The sequence below is a fragment of the Candidatus Binatia bacterium genome, assembly GCA_029243485.1.
GTDB lineage: Bacteria > Desulfobacterota > Binatia > UBA12015 > UBA12015 > VGTG01.
In genome coordinates this window covers 1-17,747 of record JAQWRY010000059.1, presented here as the reverse complement: position 1 = coordinate 17,747, position 17,747 = coordinate 1, and the positions used below count along the sequence as shown (strand labels likewise).

Genomic DNA, 17,747 nt, shown 5'->3' with positions numbered 1-17,747 from the left:
GCTGGGCTGTGGCCGCTCTGGCATATCATTTTGGCGGCGCCGCCCAGCGGGCTAGACCCGAAAACTGGACCTCGCTCCAGGCTTCGGGGTTGCCGCTACCCGGCGACCTGGGCAAATAGGCCGTTCATGTTGGCTACCGCCAGCGTCGTCCGGGTGTGACGTATCCCCCGCGGCTGCGGCTATGTACAACGACGGAGTTGCTGTGTGGAGTGATGGTCTGTTGGATGCAATTTCGCCCGTCTATGACATGCCCGGATCGTTTGCGCCCTACATGTGTGACTGACTAGGCGCAGCGCGCCCGTCCCGCACCGCGGGTCGTTTGAAAAAACGACGCACACAACTTAATTCTCCAAACGCCGCGTCTAACCTGCTCATGAAGAGGGCCAAGCGCGGCGTTTGTGCGTCAGGGCGGGCGGTGGAGGTCGGGGGAGAATCCAATGACCAGCAACCTTGCCTTGACGTGATGCTTCAGCCCGACTGAAACGAATCGCTCAGTCCCGATTCTTGGTCACTCGTCGTAGTTTTATCCTGACACTTGATAATGAAAGTTATCGAGCCGAGAGGAGTAAGCAAGTAAGTCTGCTGACAAGTCTACTTACTTGTCAGCAAGTCTCTCAGCAGAGTGACCGAGCCGGATGACTGTCAGGATCCCATTCCAAGCAGGGGTGCGCGGCACGAACGAACCAGTCGTCGTCCTTGCCGTCGTCGAAGACGTAGCGAAAGTCGAAGGTCACGCCCCACGCGCTGCTCGGATCGCCCGCGACGGTAGAGGACGACCAGTAGAACGACGAGAAGGTCTCACCGGGAATCGTCGAACAGGCCGCTCCCACCGCCACATGACCCCGCGCTCGGGTTCCCGATTCTCCCTGTGGCCAAACCTTCGTCCGAACGCCCCGACAGTTCCTCGATGGTCGGCAACCGCCAGTCCGTGTATCCGGCGAAACCCGTTGGCGTATTCAACTGCGCGAGGAAGACCGTGGCCGCCGTGCCGACTCCGTGGCGATGTCCCCGGCGTTCGTCGCAATCGCTGCCTCGTTTGCCTGTATCTTTGCCAGATCCTCGGTGGTGCCCAGCGACACTTCTTTCCCGAGACGGCACTCCTTTCTCAGCTTGATCGGGGAGTTGTTCGTCGGTGCCGTTGGGTCAGGGCCTCGAAAGTCTGCCTTGACGCAGAGTTCGAGCGCACCAGTTGCCGTGGGCTGAGACAAAAGAAACAGCGAGAAGAGCGTGGTCAAAAGGGCACGGGTCATGGAGTATCAAAACCACACCTAAGCGGAGATATGAGGGGCTCAATTATTGTCGCGAATGTCGCGACAATCATCGAAGCTACGCTTGTCGCGACAAACATCGAAACTACGCTGCTCGTGTCGACGGGAGAGTTGCCGATAGATTATGCTATCGTCCAGGCGGAAACTCATCCTTGGCATCACAATGCGGATAGCCGACATGAAGCCCCTTTTTGGACTCAAACCGACCTGACGGCGCCTTATCGGACGTTGGCGTGTGCATGTCGGCTGCCGCCACCCAGCCCGCTGGCCCGAATTGTCCTTGCCTGCGCTGAGCGCCAGCGCGTATAAAGCTCGACGGACGCAGCTCTCGGCTTGGTACCATGCCTCTCACAAGCGATCACAACGCCTACCAGCGTCACTACTACCGGTCACTCGACAAGCGGACGATGCAACGGACGGACTCCGCGTACGTCCGGCACAAGATCGACTGGATGACGGAATACGCCGGACTCGAACCGGGGCACCACATCCTCGAGATCGGTTCGGGCCTGGGCAAGTTCAGCGAGCCCTTGCTTCGTTCTGGCCATCGACTGACCTGTCTCGACATATCAGAGGACATGTTGGCCGACATGAAGCGGGAGCTGGCGGATCTCTCCTTCGAAACGCTCCTCTGCGACGTCGGAGACCTCCCGGAGCATACCGATCAGCGATTCGATCGCGTGATAGGCTTCTTCGTGCTCCACCACGTCCCCGATCTCGACGCTGCGTTTGCGGCGATCGCGAAGGTGCTCGAGCCAGGCGGCGTCGTCGCTTTTTGCGAACCACGCGCCGTGAACCCCCTCTACCACGTCCAGATCGCGCTGACGCCCGGAATGACCTGGAAGGCCGAGCGCGGCATTCGCAACATGCGCCCGCGGCTCGTGGAAGCGGCGATGCGCCGCAACGGCCTCGTATCGGCCCACAGTCTTTCCTGCGGTCTCTTCCCGCCCTTCCTCACGAACACGACCGTGGGCGATCGCGTCGAGCGAGCCGTAGAGCGCGCGCGCTTGCTACATCCGCTACACGCGTTTTCCCTCTTTCGTGCGGAGAAGCCTGCGTGACCATGCAGCCGCGGTGGCGTTGCATCCGCTGCGCGAAGGATTTGCCGCCGGGCGACAGTGGATGCGCGTGCGGCTGGTCGCTGCAGAAGCGAAAGGACTACTTCGCCTCGACGTCGAGCGCGTTCGTTCCGGACGGCTTCTCCGAGGAGCGGCGCGACCACCTGCGCGACCTCGATGAGCGGCACTTCTGGTTCGATGCGAGAGAGAAGCTCCTCACTCGCATTTTCCTTCGGGAATGTCGCACGACTTTTCCGCGCGCTCTCGATCTCGGCTGTGGCACGGGGCGCTTTCTCGCCACGCTGGAGAAGTTCGGTGGCGAACTCGTGGTGGGCGTGGACGGGCACGACGGCCTTGCCTGCGTCGCCGCGGAGCGCGCGACCAGCGCGACCGTCGTGGCTGCCGACGTGGAGAACGTTCCGCTCGCCTCGGAGCAATTCGATCTGATCACGCTTCTCGACGTCCTCGAGCACGTCGATCCACTTTCGCTGCTGAAGGAAGCGCGCCGGCTCGCCGCGCCGGGCGCGCACCTGCTCATTTCCGTGCCGGCACACGACTGGCTCTGGAGCTCGACCGACGAGGCGGCCGGCCACCGTTGTCGCTACGACCGCGCGATGCTGCGCGCCGAACTCGAGAAGACCGGCTGGAGTCCCGGGGGCTCGACGCACTACCAGGCTCTCCTGCTTCCGCTCGTCCTCGCGACGCGCAGGGTTCGCAGTGATCGGGCCATCGGCGTCGAGCGCCGGCCACCGGTCTGGCTGAACCGTTTCCTGGGCGCGTGCAACTCCTTCGAAGTCGCCGCTCTCTCGCGTTTCTCACTTCCCTTCGGAAGCAGCCTGGTCGCCTGGGCCTGGAAGGATATGCCATGAGGTCCAAGGGGGGCATCGAGCTCGTCTACGTCGAGCACGAGCCTGCAGAAGTTCGCCGCGCGATTGAATCCGGAATCTGCACCTTCCTCGTGGACCGCGAATGCCGGGGAAAGGAGCGCCGACAGTCGGGGCGGGATACCGAGATCGCGCCCGCCAGCCTCGACGAGTTGCGTACCGTTGCCGGCATCCCGGGGGCCCGTGCCTGGTGCCGGATCAATTCGTTCGGCGACGAGACCGAGCGCGAAATCGAAAGCGCGATCGACGCCGGCGCCGTCTGTATCTTCCTTCCGATGGTGACAAGCGTCGCCGACACCGAGCGCTTCCTGGCGCTCCTCGGAGGACGCTGCGAGGCCGCGATTCTCGTCGAGACGTGCGCGGCCGTGCGACTCTCTCCCGAACTTGGCCGTCTGCCCCTCGATCGCGTCTACCTCGGCCTAAACGACCTCGCCATCGACCGGGGCGCCGGCAGCATCTTCGACGCCGTCGGGGATGGAACGGTGGAGCGGGTGCGGCGACACTTTCCTAGGGCGGCCTTCGGCTTCGCCGTGCTCACCGACACCCGCCGTGGCGACCCGATTCCCGCCCACCTCCTGACGAGAGAAATCCATCGATTGGATTGCAGCTTCAGCTTCTGTCGCAGGTCCTTCCGGCGCGACACGCGCGGGCGCGACATGGCCGTCGTGGTCGCGGAGATCGAGACCTTCTTCCGCGCCCTCGGCCGCCGCAGCGCCGAAAAGTGCGCGCGCGATCACGCCGATCTGCTTGCGAGCATCGAACGGGAGAGTCGACGGCTCTGTTCGTGAGTGGCCGGTGGTGAAGACCTCACGTCGAGTCGATCTCGTTGCGTTCGCCGCCTTCGGCCTGCTTGCTGCGATTCTTTGGTTCCACCGGCTTCAAGTGGACGCTCCGAACGACTGGCACCTTACGGCACACGACTCCTTCTTCTTCACCTGGCCCGAGGTGATGTACGCCTGGGAAAGGCTTCAGGCAGGGGAGTTTCCGCTCTGGAACCCCTGGCAGATGGCGGGCATCCCGTTCAGTTCTCTCCAGTCGCGTGGCCTGTTCCATCCCCCGAACCTTCTGCTGATGCTGGTGTCGCCGTCCCCCACGATGGTGCTCGCCGCAGGCGCGATCTTCCATCTCGCCGTCGGGGGGTTCTTCACCTGGATGCTGGGCGGGCGTCTTGGGCTGTCGAACCCGGCGCGCGCGACCGCCGCCCTCGCCTTCATGCTGTCGTGGCGAATCTTCAACGGCTTCTACATGCCCGTCTTCCTGTCGACGATGGTTTGGCTGCCCGCCGTTTTGTGGGCCACACAGGGCCTCCTGTCGAGGCCGTGCACCTCACGCGCCATCGTCCTCGCCCTTGCGCTCGGCCTCTCCTTTCTCGGCGGCTGGGCGCAGGGCTTCCTTCTCACGGTGCAGTTTGCGCTGGCATGGGGGGTCTTCGGGCTCGCCGTCTTCTCCGAACCGGGGAGCCGGGTGCGGGCCATCGGCTTCGCCGCTCTGGCCGGTCTGTTGGCGCTAGGCCTCGTTGCGGTCCAGCTGGTGCCTGCCGTCGAACTTGCGCTGCAGGGATCGCGGAGCCTGGCCGGCCTGGGCCTCCGTCAGGCGGGAATGTACGCGGCCAGCCCGCAGAGCTTTCTATGGACGGTCGCGCCGGTGCTGCCCCTCGCGCTCGTGCCCCTGGGGCTTGCAGACCGCCCTCGGAGAAAATACTGGTTCTTCTTCCTCGTCGCAGCCCTCGTCTCGGCTTTGTTCTCCCTCGGGGAGGCGACGCCGGTCTTCGCGATCTATCACGCTTTGCCGCTCGGCAACCTCTTTCGGGGACCCGGCCGGGCGCTCTTTCTCACGGTGTTCGCCATCGCGATGCTGGAGGGCATCGGCGTGCAGGCCGTGATGGGATTGCTGAGCCGTCTCGCGACGAAGTCGAGAAGCGCGCGGGGAAGGCACCGTCCGATCCTCCGCTCCGCATCCCGCGTCCTCCCAGTCCTCGTCGCCACCGCCGTGGGACTCGCCGCCTACGCCCGCACGGGACAACCCTGGACCCACCCGGTCCTGGCACCGGAAAGACCCTACGCACCGCCGGCGCTGCTCGAGGACCTGGCCCGCGCGCCCGGGCAGCGTCGCGTTTTCGTCGAGAGATTGGGCCTCCGGCCCTTCGTCGATTCCAGGCGCGGCCTCGTTGGGCTGCCCTACAAGTTCGGAACCCTGCACGGCGTTCCCGTCGTGCCGGATTACGATCCGCAGCTCCCGAGCGTCTATCGGGACTACTTCTTTGGCGGGCGGCCCCGGCCCCTCTGGCACGGGGGCGTCTCCCTGTTTCGCGGGACCCGCCGCCGCCCGTCTCCCGGGCTCGCGCGCCTCCTCGACCTGATGGGTGTCGGGGTCTGGCTGGTGCCGATCGAGCCCCCGCCGAACCATTTCGGCAACGGGAGACGCTGGCGATACCGAAGGGAGGTCCAACGTCTGGAGCAGCTCGCCGGCGGCGAGGCACTCGACCTCGGCGGAATCCGGCGGATTGAGCGCCCATCCGCCCTGCCGCGCGTCTGGGTAGTGCCGCGCGTCCGGGAAGAGCCCGATCCGATCGCCGCGCAGTCGCTGCTTCGCTCGGGCGCATTCGATCCACGTGAGACGGCGATCGTCCACGAACCCTTGACGCTGTCCGGTTCGCGCTCGACGGGCGCGCACGCCATCGACTCCGGATCCGACGCGCGGTCTGCTCGTAGCGCTCGATTCCTCGAGTACGCGCCCGAACGGGTGGTGGTCGAAGGTCGTTGCGACCAGCCGCGCTGCCTGCTCGTCCTCTCCGACCTCGATTACCCTGGTTGGGAAGCGACGGTCGACGGCGAAGCGCGACCCATCCATCGCACGAACGTCCTCTTTCGGGGTGTAGTGATCGATCGGGGAACGCACCGCGTGGCGTTCCGCTACCGTCCCCGCTCTCTTCTCTTCGGCGCGTCCCTGACCGCATTCACGCTCCTTCTGCTCCCGGTCCTCGTGACCTGCGAGCGCCGCCGGCTCTCTCGTCGCCGAACGGGGGTGCAGCCGCAGGAGGGTTTGCGTCACCGAAGGGACGGGCGATCTCCAAAACCGGGACTTGCGCCGCCCGACACGCCACGGGCACACTAGCGGTCGGTATTCCCCATGGAACGTATCCTAGTCACGGGCGCGGCTGGCTTCCTCGGCGCGAACTTCGTCCGCGCGTTGTTGCACCGGGGAGAAGAGGTACACGCCCTCGTTCGTCCCGACGGCGATCTCTGGCGTCTGGAGGAGATTCGCGAGTCCATCGGGATCCACGCGGTCGATCTGGCGGATGTCGAGCCGGTGATCGATCTCGTGACGCGGCTCCGGCCGCAGCGGATCTTCAATCTCGCGGCGAAGGGTGGCCACCAGACGACTCGCGACGATCGGCTCCGCGCCGTCGCTTGCAACGTTCTCGGCACCTGGAATCTCCTGGAGGCGGCACGGCAGGTGGATTGCCTTCGTTTCGTCCAGGTGGGGAGTTCAACGGAATACGGGCCCCACGCGTACCCTCTGGAGGAGTCCCTTCGGGACCAACCCACGACCTTTCGAGGCGCGACGAAGGCCGCCGCGACCCTGGCCTGCCTGCAGGCCGCTCGGGAAGGCAGCGTGCCGACGGTCATCTTGCGCTCATTCTCCGTGTACGGAGCCTGGGAAGGTGCGCACAGATTCGTTGCGACGACGATCCGGGCCGCGCTCGGCGGAGGAGAGATGCGGCTCACGAAGTCCGGCTTTCGTCGGGATTTCGTGCACATCGACGATGTCGTGCGTGCCAGCCTCCTCGCGGCTCGGGCCGAAGGCGTCGTGGGAGAGATCATCAACATCGGCACAGGGATCCAAACCTCCAACGAAGATCTGGTCCACGCCGTCGAATCGGTAACCGGGGCCACCATTCGGGTCCAGCCCGGAACGTATCCTTCGAGTCCTTCCGATACGGGACATTGGTGTGCCGATATCGAGAAGGCGGGGCGGCTGCTGGCCTGGCGACCGCAGAATTCTCTCGAAGAAGGACTGCGCCTCTCGGTGGAGTGGTTTCGCCGCAGGGGCGAACCGGCAGGGAGGACGGGCGATGTGCGCGGAGACGGTGGTTCCTGAAGCCTCGCGCGGAGCTCGCCAATCGCCGGCCTGCGCCCCACGGCCGGGGCCGATCCAGCTCAGCGTCGTGGTGCCCGTCTATCGCAACGCCGCGACGCTGCGGGAGCTGCATCAGCGGGTAAAGATCGCCTGCGCCCGCCGCGTGGACGGGCTCGAGTTCGTCTTCGTCGACGACGCCTGCCCCGACGGATCCGGTTCGGTCCTCGCAGAACTCGAAGCGGCCGATCCCTTCGTCCGGGTCGTCACGCGGGAGGCGAATGGCGGTCAGCAGCGCGCCATCGTCGCGGGATTGAAGGAAAGCCGTGGAGATGCAGTCGTCGTCATGGACGCGGATCTCCAGGATCCGCCCGAGGCGATCCCGTCCCTTCTCGCTGCGATGAGCGGCGGCGTGGCCGCGGTCTTCGCCGGACGACGCGGGCGCTACGAGTCGGCGACCCGTCTCGCGACCTCGAAGATCTTCAAATCTCTCCTGCACCTGCTTTGCGGCGTCTCCGCGGACGCGGGCGCGTTCGTCCTCATGCATCGTCGCATGGTCGAGCGAGTGTTGTCGCTGCACGCGCCATCCCCGTTCCTCGTTGCCATGATCGGCTGCTCGGGTCTGCCGGTCGAGACGATCCCGGTGGAGCGCGAAGTCCGAAGCCACGGGGAGTCGGCGTACACGGGCGCCCTTCGCCTGCGCATCGCGCTCTCGGCGCTCGCGTGGACGCTCTACTGGCGGGTGACGGCGCGCCGAGCGCGAGGGGGGACGCGAGCGTCGCGAGGCTGAGCGGCGGCGGCCGGAAGTCCCGCGGGAAGTGATCGCGTCGGTCCACGGGCGACCAGCCGTGGCACGGCCCGACCAGCACGGCGTCGACGACCACGGGCTCGGGGTCGCACGGCGCCCACGTGCCGGCGAAGCGCGTCCAGATCTCCCTGCAGGATTTCCATCCGCTTCTCCATCGCGTCGAAGCGATCGTGCAGGTCGGCGCTGTCGTCGGCGCGCATCTCGTCGACCAGAACCGCGGTCGCGAGCGAGACGTCGATCAGAACAAAGCCCTGGGGCCGTTGTTTAGGTACGATCCTCGATCGAGTGCTCTGGCACTTCCATGTTACCCATCTTGCCTGACAATGCGGGCGCCCACGACACTCGATTCCGTTGTGCTGTCGCGTCAGCCCACGGGTCTGAGCCACTCGAGCCCGCACCCAGTCGCCTTCTGCGCCTGACGGGCTTCGCAGCGGCCGCTTAGATCCCGAACTGGGCTTCGCTCCGGGCTTCGCGTTGGCGGCTACCCGTCGACCTGGGCAAATAGGCCGTTCATGTTGGCTACCGGCAACTGTGGGATGGAGTGTAACTGTCCGCCGTAGCCTGCCTGTGGTCGCGACGTAGGTCGTGAGAAGCGTGATCGTTTGGAAAGGAGATCACGCTTCTCGGGGCAAGCGGAATCCGGGCCTCGTTCAGCTATACTCCTCGGGAGTTGCCGTGCCGGGCTCGGGTAATTCCCGGCAGGAATGAGGAGGAAGATGGAACCCACGACAGTCCACTACAGCGAGAGCACCATCGCGGCGGAGCAGCAACGCTTTATGGTTCGGGTCTACAGCTGGATGACTATGGGCCTTGTCGTCACAGGCGGTGTTGCCTTCCTGGTCGCGACCACACCGGCGCTGCTGCAGGTAGTTGCCAGCCCGTGGGTCATTTTCCCGTTGATCCTCCTCCAGTTGGGTCTCGTCATGTGGCTGGCCACTCGGGTCATGCAGATGAGCGCTGCACAAGCGACCGGCGTTTTCCTGCTCTATTCCGCGTTGACCGGGGTAACGCTCTCTTTTGTGTTTCTCGCCTACACGACGGCCTCGCTGACCTCGACCTTCTTCGTCACCGCCGGCACTTTCGGAGCGATGAGCTTCTACGGTTACACGACGAAGCGTGATCTGACCTCGTGGGGAAGTTTTCTCTTCATGGGCTTGATGGGCATCATCATCGCCTCCATCGTCAACATCTTCCTGCAGAGCTCGATGGTCTACTGGCTCGTCACCTACGCTGGAGTGCTGATCTTTGTGGGCCTGACAGCGTACGACACGCAGAAGATCAAAGAGATGAATATCCTCGGCAACGAGGGAACCGAAGAGGATACCAAGGAAGCGGTGCGCGGTGCTCTCTCTCTGTACCTCGACTTCATCAACCTCTTCCTGATGTTGCTGCGGGTAATGGGGCAGCGGCGCTGAAGAGGTTCAAGGCGGTGCATACCACGCTCCACGCACAGGATTACGTCTTCCCCGCGCGAATCAAACCCTCTGGGTATAGGGCCTTTTCTTCGGATGTAAACTCTGGACACCAGGTTCGATAGGCGAAATCTGGCAGCCGGTAGCCGACATGAACGGCCTATTCGCCCAGGTCGACGGGTAGCCGCCCCCGCGCGCGCAAGACGCGCGGGTCACCGTGCAGGTCGTGAACAGCGACGACGGGTGCTGGTCGGCGGCGTTCGATCTGCCGGCATTCCAGAACGACGCGGCCGGCTTCAGGGACTTTTCGGACAGAGGTCGGCCACGCTGTCCCGCAGCGCCTCCGGCAGTGCACGAAAGAAGCCGTAGCGCGCCTCGGCCCTGCATCCGCGCCACGGCTTCGGGGAAGGGAACCGCCAGAACGCGACCGACCGAATCGCGCTCGCCCTCTCTGGCCAGAGCGACGTCATGGAGCACGAGTCCGACGTTCATCGGGTGCTTTCCTGTAGCTGCACGGCTGTCCGGCCCATAGCGAGCCGCTCGGTTCGCATGGCCCCCCCCCCCCACCCTCGAGGTGCCGCCCGGTGGCTTCGACGCGGCCGCCCAGCGGCTTGCTCGCCGCACGGGGACGAAGCCGCTGGGCGGCAAAATTCATCCTCTTCCGCGACCCATTGGCCCAACGATACAACCCCAGAAGCGCAAATCAGGCGTGCATGTTTCCTGCCGTCGGGTCCGTAGTGAGAACGGCGAGGGATCCCCTGAGCACCTCGGCTCGACTTCGAGCATCACCGACCATCACGTCGGAGCAACCCAATGAAGACATTGATATCCACGCTGGCAATCGCGCTAGCATTCTCGTTTATCACCGCCGCGCCCGCCGAGGCAGCGCTGACCCAGGGTCGGAAATGCGCCCCGAAGGCGAACCTGCTCACTGGCATTTTCACCCTGTCCTCGAACAAGGCAGAAGCCAACGTTTCTAGAGCGCGGGCCGATACTACGAGAGCGGCCGACTTGATACGCGGCGCAAAGTTTCCTTAGGGCTGGGACAAGGAGCGCACGAGAGCGGGGCGGGAAGACGGGCGCCTTGGAGCAGATTGCGACGGTGGGATGAGCGACGCGATACTGCATTCTGTAATGGCGGCGTCACTCCTCGCGCTTAACCGGTTTGACCTTGCGGCATTTGGCTTGGGTGAGGCAGACCTCGCGAGCGAAAGTGGTATTCCGGCGCTGATCGACGAAGCGGTCGCGGGGCTGGATATCACCTCGGACAACGCGGCCTTATGTGAGCAGGGCGGAGGCGTCATCAATTCCACCCGGCACATATGCAAATACGACTTCAATGCCAGCAGCCAGGTGATCTGCGAAGCTGCGGGCGGGACGTGGGAGAACGCCGCGTGCACAGCCGCGCCTCCCCTATTTCTCTCGCTGCACCAAAACCGCGGGAGGCAACGGTTTGAAGACGTTCGTGGGCGGGCGTGGAGCCGGGTGAGCCGACGGGCCTCGAAGAGGGACCCAAACGCGAAACGTAGCCCCCTCACCGACCTCACTCTGCAACGAGACTTCGCCGTCAAGCATCTGCACGAACTGGCGGACGATGTAGAGACCTAGCCCCGCTCCTCCATACGCCCGAGACGCAGAACCGTCACCCTGGCGGAATGCTTCAAAGAGGGTCTCTTGCATCGGGCCCGGGATCCCCGGACCGCTATCGCGAACGGTAAACTCGACTCCATCGCGCAGCACGGCGGCCGAGAGCTCGACGTACCCTCTCTCGGTAAATTTGAACGCATTGGACAAGAGGTTTCCCAACACCACTTTGAGCTTGCCCGCATCGGTCCAGAGTGAAGGAAGGTCCAAGGCTTCTTGCCAGCGAAACTCTACACCCTGCGTTCGGCCCTCCTGCACTTCGATGATTTCTGCCATTAGCCTCAAAGCATCGATCTCCTCGAGATGCAGTTCCATTCTGCCGGCTTCGAGGCTACTCAGGTCCAAGGTGGCATTCACAAGCTCGCAGAGATTCGTAGCGCTACGGGCCAGCCGAGTAAGCGTGTCCACCTGGTCTCGGGTCAACGGCCCATACGCTTCATCGAGAAGTAGATCCGAGTACCCCAGGATCACGTTGAGCGGGGTTCTCAATTCATGCGACATCGTGGCAACGAATTCCGATTTGAGATTGTTCGCCGTCTCCAACTCTTCGACTAGCTGGGCGTTGGCGAGGCTCGGCGAAGCCAGACGACCGATACGGCGCAAGATCTCTTCCTCGGTCGAATCAAAGTCCGCCCCCTCGGCGCGGCGGCCGACGATCAGGACTCCCTTTAGATCAGAACCTCTTGCCAGTGGGACCATCATCGCGGTGCTCGCACCGTAGACCCTCATCATAGCCCGGGCCTGCCGGTCACTGGTTTCAAGTCGTGCAAAACCCGTGGTCTGCACAGAATCGATGATCTCGGACACCAGCGAGCGATCGATGCGTAATGTACGAAGGATGTCCCACGGAGTTGCCGTCGCGCCGTCTCCGACCATGGGCACAAAAACTTCGCTCTCCGCGTCGTACAAGAAAGTATGAGCGAGATCACAGCCCAGCACCTTCCTCGTCATTCGGCAGAGTCGTTCAAGAAGGGCCGGGGCGTCGAGAGACGAGATCATTTCACCCGCCACCAGTGCCTGCGCCGCATCGATCCGGGCTTCCTCGATGCGGGCACGATAAAGTTCGCGCGCTCCTACGGCACTCGCAAGCATGAACGCGATCGCCTCGCAAAGAGAAACGTCTCGGGAATCAAAGGCTTGCTTGCGGCGACTCCACGCAGCCAGTGAACCGAAATTGCGGCCTTGAGCATCTAACGGGGCAATGATGACAGACTCAACGCCCAGCGGCTCCATCAAGCCTTCGGCAATGGCCGAACCCGCCTCTGACCTGGATCGCCAAGACGCGGTCTCTCCTTGGACAGGGCGCCCCTGAAACGACAAGTCGCGAGGAAAGGTCTTAGCTCGCAAGAAACGAGACTGCTGCTCACTGAAGCCGAGATCGGCAATGGCCTGACTCTCGAGCGTCTGGGTGTCTTCGCGAAAGATAATGGCACCGTCGGCCCCGAGCGCCTGGACAATCGGCGGCAGAGCTTCTTCGAAGAGAGTCTCGAGTTCGAGATGGCCGGCGACGTTCGCAGCAATGAGCAAGAGAGCACGGTTGTGCGCCTCCGGCCCTTTGCGGTCGCCGAGGTCGCGACTAATCCCCACAACGCCTTGGATCTCACGACCAACACGCAAGGGACTGGCGCGTAATTCGCCGAGCTTCCAATCGCCGGACCGAGAACGAAACCGCAACTCGCTAGTGACTGATGATTCCCCGCCAAGCACTCGCTTGTGCAGATCGAGCGCCGCGCCCTGGTCTTCCCGATGGAGGACCGCCGTGAAGTGCCTCCCGACCCACTGCGCCTCCGTCAAGCCGAGCCAGCGCTCAAAGGAAGGCCCAAGCGAAACGATAAAGCCATCCCTTGAGAGGACGATGAGAACATCCTCCATCGCTTCGACGAACTCGCGGTATCCGTCATGGCGAAAAGAATCCTCGCCCTGAGGCTTCCGCGACTCGGGGTCCTGGGTCGTCATCCTGTTTGATACCCCCGGGATCGCAGTCCCTTGAGGACAGACCTCCTCAATTCTGCGAGTCCTTAAACATTCTACTGGCCAGTCCAGCGATTCGCCACAGGCCACCGAAAGCAATCTCCGAGCTTTTTTCTGCTCTGGGGTTTAGCTGGCGTGTAGGCGACATCAAGCGCCTTTTCGCCCACCCGTCGCCATGGCCCTGGGTTATGTAAAACTAAGGAACCGCGAAATGGTTGCTCATCCGTGCTGCCGCCATCTAGGCCCTCGTCGACCTGCCGAAGCACCACCGAATCGTTTTCTGATTCGACCGCATGGGCACGAGTCCGGGTGGGGCCGTCGGCACGACGCATGTCAGGATGCCGGATCGAAACGGATACGAGGTCTTCCGCGCCGCGAAGGACGTCAATCCGGACACGCCGGTGGTCCTCATGACAGGCTTCGGCTACGATCCCCACGATTCGCCCTCCGCTCCAGCCAGGAGGGGCTTCACGGCTTCCTGTTCAAGCCGTTTCAGGTCGAGCAGCCGCTCGAAGAGGTCTACAAGGCCTTGATCATCGAACGCAACGAATCATGAACCCGGGTCATTGACGTTTTCCGAAACTCTTCAGGATGACCTCGAGCTCATCTATGTCGAACGGCTTGGAGAGCGTCACCTCACTGGTTTGGAGTTCCGATTTGGCGGCCTTGGGGTCGTACCCGGTCATGAAGATCAGGTCGAGTTCCGGCCAACGGTCGCGAAGCAATATGGCCAGTTCCCTGCCCCCGAGTCCGGGCATGACCATGTCCGTGAGTACCAGATCGAAGGGAACCTCAGCGTTGTCCGCGAAGCTGATTGCCTCTTCGGCACAGCAAGCTTCGGTGACCTCCCACCCGAGCAGCTTGAGCATGTCCCTCACCGGTCGGCGCACCATCTCCTCATCCTCGACCAGCAAAATACGACCGGGCCGAAGTTGTCCCTCGCCCATGCTTGCCTGTGAATCGCTTCCATCCTCCCCCAGCCCATCGTCCATGCGCATGTAAACGGAAAAAACCGTGTTACCGGGCTCGGATGAGACATCCAGTGCCCCATTGATCCGCTCGAGGATCCACCACACGGTCGACAAACCGAGGCCCGTTCCCTGTCCTTGCTGCTTGGTCGTGAAGAAGGGATCGAAGATGCGATCAAGGATCGCCGGATTGATGCCGCTGCCATCATCCTGGATGGTGATCATGACCCACTCACCAGGTGTCAGTTCACCGAGACGGCACGGTTTCGCTTCCCGGATCGACAGCGAGCTTCCTACGACCCGGATCACCCCCCCCGTGGCACCGAAGGCATCTCGTGCATTGATTGCAAGGTTCAGGAGCACCTGCTGGAACGCAGTGGGATCGATCAAGACCGTCCCCAGGCTACCCGGAAGGTTGATCTCGAGCTTGACTCGTTCCCCAAGCAGCGGTGTCAGGACGTGCTCGGCCTCTTCGAGGGCTTCGTCGACGCTCACCGCAATCGGGTCCATCACCTGTCGTCGACCGAATGCGAGGAGCCGGGACGTGAGTTCTGCCGCGCGGTTTGAAGCTTCGAGCACGTTCTCGAGGTGACGCTTGAGGGGGCTGTCGCCGCCAGCGCCTCGAAGGGCGAGCGAAGCATGCCCGTTGATCGCGAGCAGGATGTTGTTGAAGTCATGTGCCACACCACCCGCGAGCTGGCCGATCGCTTCCATCTTCTGAGCCTGGACGACAGTCTCCTCCAGGCGTGCCCTCCTGGCGAGCTCATCCTCGAGCTGGCTGTTGCGCTCACTCAACTCCTTGCTCGCATGTTTCAGGCTTGCCGCCAGCCTCCTGGACTCCTCGAGCATGGAGTTCTTCGTCTGGAGAAGGACGAGCATGTCCGCGATGCAAGCATGAGGAGGAAAATCACCGAGTGTGAGTCCCAGGCCCGCGAGTTGGGCGAGCTCGCTGATCCAGGGATGCCCCAGGAACAGCAGTCTTCGCCCCGCCCCCCGCGTGGCGAAGGGATAGAACTGGCCACGCAGCCGGAGTCTCGAATCGGGAATCGAGAGGATGAAGAGATCACCCTCCCGCTCGAAGATGTCTGCCGCGCAGGCGATGCCTTCGGGCCGTTCGATCATGAGGCAGTCAAGAAAGTTCCTGCCCAAAACCAGGTCGGGCGCCACTTCTGCCAGGCGAGGACCCGACGCGACGACCTCCAACTCCTGGCCCACGACGAGGTAGAACGGAAAAGCCGAGCCGATGATTTCGGACACATCGATCATGGGCCCAATCAACTCCCGAGGATCGTGGCCACGATGCACTCCGGGTGAAAGTGATCACCTGTCATGCGTCTGACACAGTGGGTGCTCAATCGTCAACACTGGCGATAGGCCGAGTTTCCATGAGGATGTCGAAGACATCATGCTCCGCGCCGTCGGCTCCATCCCGACCATGCGTGACCTCGATGGTAGTCTCGAATCGGAGTGCAAGGCCGTTGAGCAGGCCGACCACGAGTGGGGCGAGTCCGACTCGCTTCGAGAAATAATGAAGACGGAGGCTATCTTCCGTCTGGTCGGTCACCTTGAATGAAGGCGGCTTCAGGTCGGGGAACGTAAGCATGACACGAGCATGCATCTGGTCCAAGTTGAGAAGGAAGTCAGGTAGGTTCATGCCCGCTGCATTCATCAGCTCCCCGTAACTGTCGTCACCGACATACTTCACCCAGTACTCCCCGAAGGTCTCGAGAATCTGCTCCGCGGGGACACCGAGATGTTCGGAGGCCGCCGACACGAGTGCGTACGTGACATCGTCATCGTACGACTGCATGGAGACGAAGTCGTCTTCCTCCACGCTGGCCTTGGTGCGTATTGCGTTCCATGCATCCGCTCCGTAGTTGCCCAGGACAAGTTCTCGTACTGCACGATTGATCAACCCATACATAAAAAGAAATCTCCACTAGACCCGAACACGCGACGAGGGACTACATTGACCTTGAAGCACGAAAACTCCACCGGCAATTCTTCACGCAGTCGAGTATGCCATGAGAACGCGTGAAAACCCCTCATGGTCGTCTAAAAAGACGTGAATCCTGCAGGCCCACCACACCCTGGGCGATCTCAATAACCGGTTCACGGCTCGAGTCGACGATTTCAACTAGAAGCATGCCTTCCGGGGGCAAGCCAGCGAGGAGCCTGCTCGATGACCGGCCGGACAGGATCCAGGCCCTGGGGATCACCACGAAGTGAAGTGGACCCCGGATTTTGGACCAGTGAATCACCCCGGCTTCTCCGGAGCCGTTTTTCTCTGAGTCAGGCCGCATCGGCCTGAGCGTTTTGTTCCTCGTAGTACTTGGCCTCGAACTCGGCCGGTGGAATGTCGCCGATCGGCTGGAGTAGCCGTCGGTTGTTGGACCAATCCACCCATTCCAGGGTCGCGAACTCAACCTGATCGACGGTACGCCACGGAGACTGCGGGTGGATCACCTCGGTCTTGTACAGTCCATTCACCGTCTCAGCGAAAGCATTGTCATACGAATCCCCCACGCTGCCGACCGACCCCTCGATCCCGGCCTCGGCCAATCGCTCCGTGTATCGAATCGACAAATATTGCGATCTCCTGTCGCTGTGATGGATAAGCGTGTCGCTCTTCGGCCGCGAATGTAGAGCTTGCTCCAGCGCGTCGAGCGCCAAGTCCGTGCGCAGCGAGGTCGACACGCGCCGGATGTGCTCACGCAGCTCAGTGTCGCGCTTGGAGCGGGCAGGCAAGCGACTCGGATCCGCTTCGCGAGCTTTCGCCTTGAAGTACGTCGGTGGGGCGATCGGCAACGTGGCGCAGATTGACTCGACCCCATACTCGGCGCGGTGATCATCGATGAAGGTGACGATCACTTCGGTCGGCGGTCGAGCTCCGCCTGTGCGAAATACGCCGATGCCTTGCGGAGGATCTCATTCGCTCGCCGCCGCTCGCGATTTTCGCGCTCGAGATCCTTCAGGCGCTCACGCTCTTCGGTCGTCAGCCCAGGCCGAACACCGCTATCGCGCTCGGATCGACGGACCCAACCGCGCAGCGTTTCAGGCGAGCAACCGAACTTCTCTGCGATCGAGCCGATCGCTGCCCACCGCGACTCGTGGCGCGACTGACCGTCCAGCACCATCCGAACCGCTGGCTCCCGCACCTCCGGTCCGTACTTGCTTGGTCTTCCCATAGCCCTTTTCTTTCCAAGAAATTTGGGCTCCGGGAAAGCCGGGGCGATTCACTTCCATAAGTTGGTTCCCGATGGAGTGTTCGACGGCGCCGCTGAAGCCGATACCTGTTCGGGTTCAGCTGAAGTTGGACCACGAAGGGGTCGAACGTTCTCGAGTTGTCAATTCAGGAACCTGCGGAAGGTTTCAACGCTTAGCAGTGGCGCTTTCTCGAGCGACGTCGCGTCGATAGTCATCTTGCCGGGCCGACGAGAGGGTGCCGGATCTTCCTCCACCGACCGTTACACGCTCTGGGGCCGTGATCCCCTCGTCGACCCGGCTTCCCTCACTTAGAACGCGACCTGCATCTGCACGCGCCACATCCAACCGTCGTCGCCCGGGCGGTACCCGGGACCAGAGTTGCTGGTCGGGCTGCCGAAGACTCGGGTGAGGTCGCTCGAGAGCTTCACCTGCTGCGTGCCGAGAATGTAG

At 62.9% G+C, this 17,747-nt stretch carries 11 protein-coding genes, 1 pseudogene and 1 other annotated feature; of the genes and pseudogenes, 7 read left to right on the top strand and 5 right to left on the bottom strand.

The window, feature by feature from the left end; genetic code table 11:
• Positions 1-614: 614 nt before the first annotated feature.
• Positions 615-836 (bottom strand): hypothetical protein, encoded by a 222-nt coding sequence (locus tag P8R42_16755; protein MDG2306264.1) that lies wholly within the window; start codon positions 834-836, stop codon positions 615-617.
• Between the two features lie 773 nt (positions 837-1,609).
• Here P8R42_16755 and P8R42_16750 point away from each other — a divergent pair.
• The 7 genes from P8R42_16750 to P8R42_16720 all read left to right on the top strand — a co-directional run bounded on the left by P8R42_16750 (position 1,610) and on the right by P8R42_16720 (position 9,510).
• Positions 1,610-2,329 carry a methyltransferase domain-containing protein gene (locus P8R42_16750; GenBank protein MDG2306263.1) on the top strand — a complete coding sequence of 240 codons (720 nt, stop codon included), beginning with the start codon at positions 1,610-1,612 and terminating at the stop codon, positions 2,327-2,329.
• Positions 2,330-2,331: 2 nt separating this feature from the next.
• Positions 2,332-3,195, top strand: a complete 864-nt coding sequence (locus tag P8R42_16745; GenBank protein ID MDG2306262.1) for a class I SAM-dependent methyltransferase — start codon at positions 2,332-2,334, stop codon at positions 3,193-3,195.
• A complete protein-coding gene (locus P8R42_16740; GenBank protein ID MDG2306261.1) occupies positions 3,192-3,998 on the top strand; it encodes a hypothetical protein in 807 nt (268 codons plus the stop codon). Before P8R42_16745 ends, P8R42_16740 begins: the two co-directional genes overlap by 4 nt.
• A gap of 10 nt (positions 3,999-4,008) precedes the next feature.
• A complete protein-coding gene (locus tag P8R42_16735; GenBank protein ID MDG2306260.1) occupies positions 4,009-6,324 on the top strand; it encodes a YfhO family protein in 2,316 nt (771 codons plus the stop codon).
• Between the two features lie 15 nt (positions 6,325-6,339).
• The gene (locus tag P8R42_16730; GenBank protein MDG2306259.1) at positions 6,340-7,311 is read left to right on the top strand and encodes an NAD-dependent epimerase/dehydratase family protein; all 972 of its coding nucleotides are present in this window, start codon (positions 6,340-6,342) and stop codon (positions 7,309-7,311) included.
• Positions 7,286-8,077, top strand: coding sequence for a glycosyltransferase family 2 protein (locus tag P8R42_16725; GenBank protein MDG2306258.1), 792 nt, complete (start codon positions 7,286-7,288; stop codon positions 8,075-8,077). Before P8R42_16730 ends, P8R42_16725 begins: the two co-directional genes overlap by 26 nt.
• A 734-nt stretch (positions 8,078-8,811) precedes the next feature.
• Positions 8,812-9,510: a Bax inhibitor-1/YccA family protein gene (locus P8R42_16720; GenBank protein MDG2306257.1), complete on the top strand. Its 699-nt coding sequence runs from the start codon at positions 8,812-8,814 to the stop codon at positions 9,508-9,510.
• Between the two features lie 1,410 nt (positions 9,511-10,920).
• On the opposite strand, the gene P8R42_16715 is transcribed toward P8R42_16720, so the two are convergent.
• The 4 genes and pseudogenes from P8R42_16715 to P8R42_16700 form a co-directional block, all read right to left on the bottom strand.
• Positions 10,921-13,107: an ATP-binding protein gene (locus P8R42_16715; protein ID MDG2306256.1), complete on the bottom strand. Its 2,187-nt coding sequence runs from the start codon at positions 13,105-13,107 to the stop codon at positions 10,921-10,923.
• A 578-nt stretch (positions 13,108-13,685) separates the two neighbouring features.
• Entirely contained in the window at positions 13,686-15,356 is a 1,671-nt protein-coding gene (locus P8R42_16710) for an ATP-binding protein (protein ID MDG2306255.1), read from the bottom strand.
• 85 nt (positions 15,357-15,441) lie between these two features.
• Entirely contained in the window at positions 15,442-16,014 is a 573-nt protein-coding gene (locus P8R42_16705; protein MDG2306254.1) for a heme NO-binding domain-containing protein, read from the bottom strand.
• A gap of 368 nt (positions 16,015-16,382) precedes the next feature.
• Positions 16,383-17,278, bottom strand: a pseudogene (locus P8R42_16700) (integrase core domain-containing protein).
• Positions 16,884-17,000 (bottom strand) — a sequence feature (AL1L pseudoknot). (Overlaps the previous pseudogene by 117 nt.)
• Positions 17,279-17,747: the final 469 nt, after the last annotated feature.

Coding starts and splice junctions, on each gene's coding strand:
- P8R42_16750 (MDG2306263.1), top strand. CDS start 1,610: ATGCCTCTCACAAGCGATCACAACGCCTACCAGCGTCACTACTACCGG.
- P8R42_16745 (MDG2306262.1), top strand. CDS start 2,332: ATGCAGCCGCGGTGGCGTTGCATCCGCTGCGCGAAGGATTTGCCGCCG.
- P8R42_16740 (MDG2306261.1), top strand. CDS start 3,192: ATGAGGTCCAAGGGGGGCATCGAGCTCGTCTACGTCGAGCACGAGCCT.
- P8R42_16730 (MDG2306259.1), top strand. CDS start 6,340: ATGGAACGTATCCTAGTCACGGGCGCGGCTGGCTTCCTCGGCGCGAAC.
- P8R42_16725 (MDG2306258.1), top strand. CDS start 7,286: ATGTGCGCGGAGACGGTGGTTCCTGAAGCCTCGCGCGGAGCTCGCCAA.
- P8R42_16720 (MDG2306257.1), top strand. CDS start 8,812: ATGGAACCCACGACAGTCCACTACAGCGAGAGCACCATCGCGGCGGAG.
- P8R42_16715 (MDG2306256.1), bottom strand. CDS start 13,107: ATGACGACCCAGGACCCCGAGTCGCGGAAGCCTCAGGGCGAGGATTCT.
- P8R42_16710 (MDG2306255.1), bottom strand. CDS start 15,356: ATGATCGATGTGTCCGAAATCATCGGCTCGGCTTTTCCGTTCTACCTC.
- P8R42_16705 (MDG2306254.1), bottom strand. CDS start 16,014: ATGTATGGGTTGATCAATCGTGCAGTACGAGAACTTGTCCTGGGCAAC.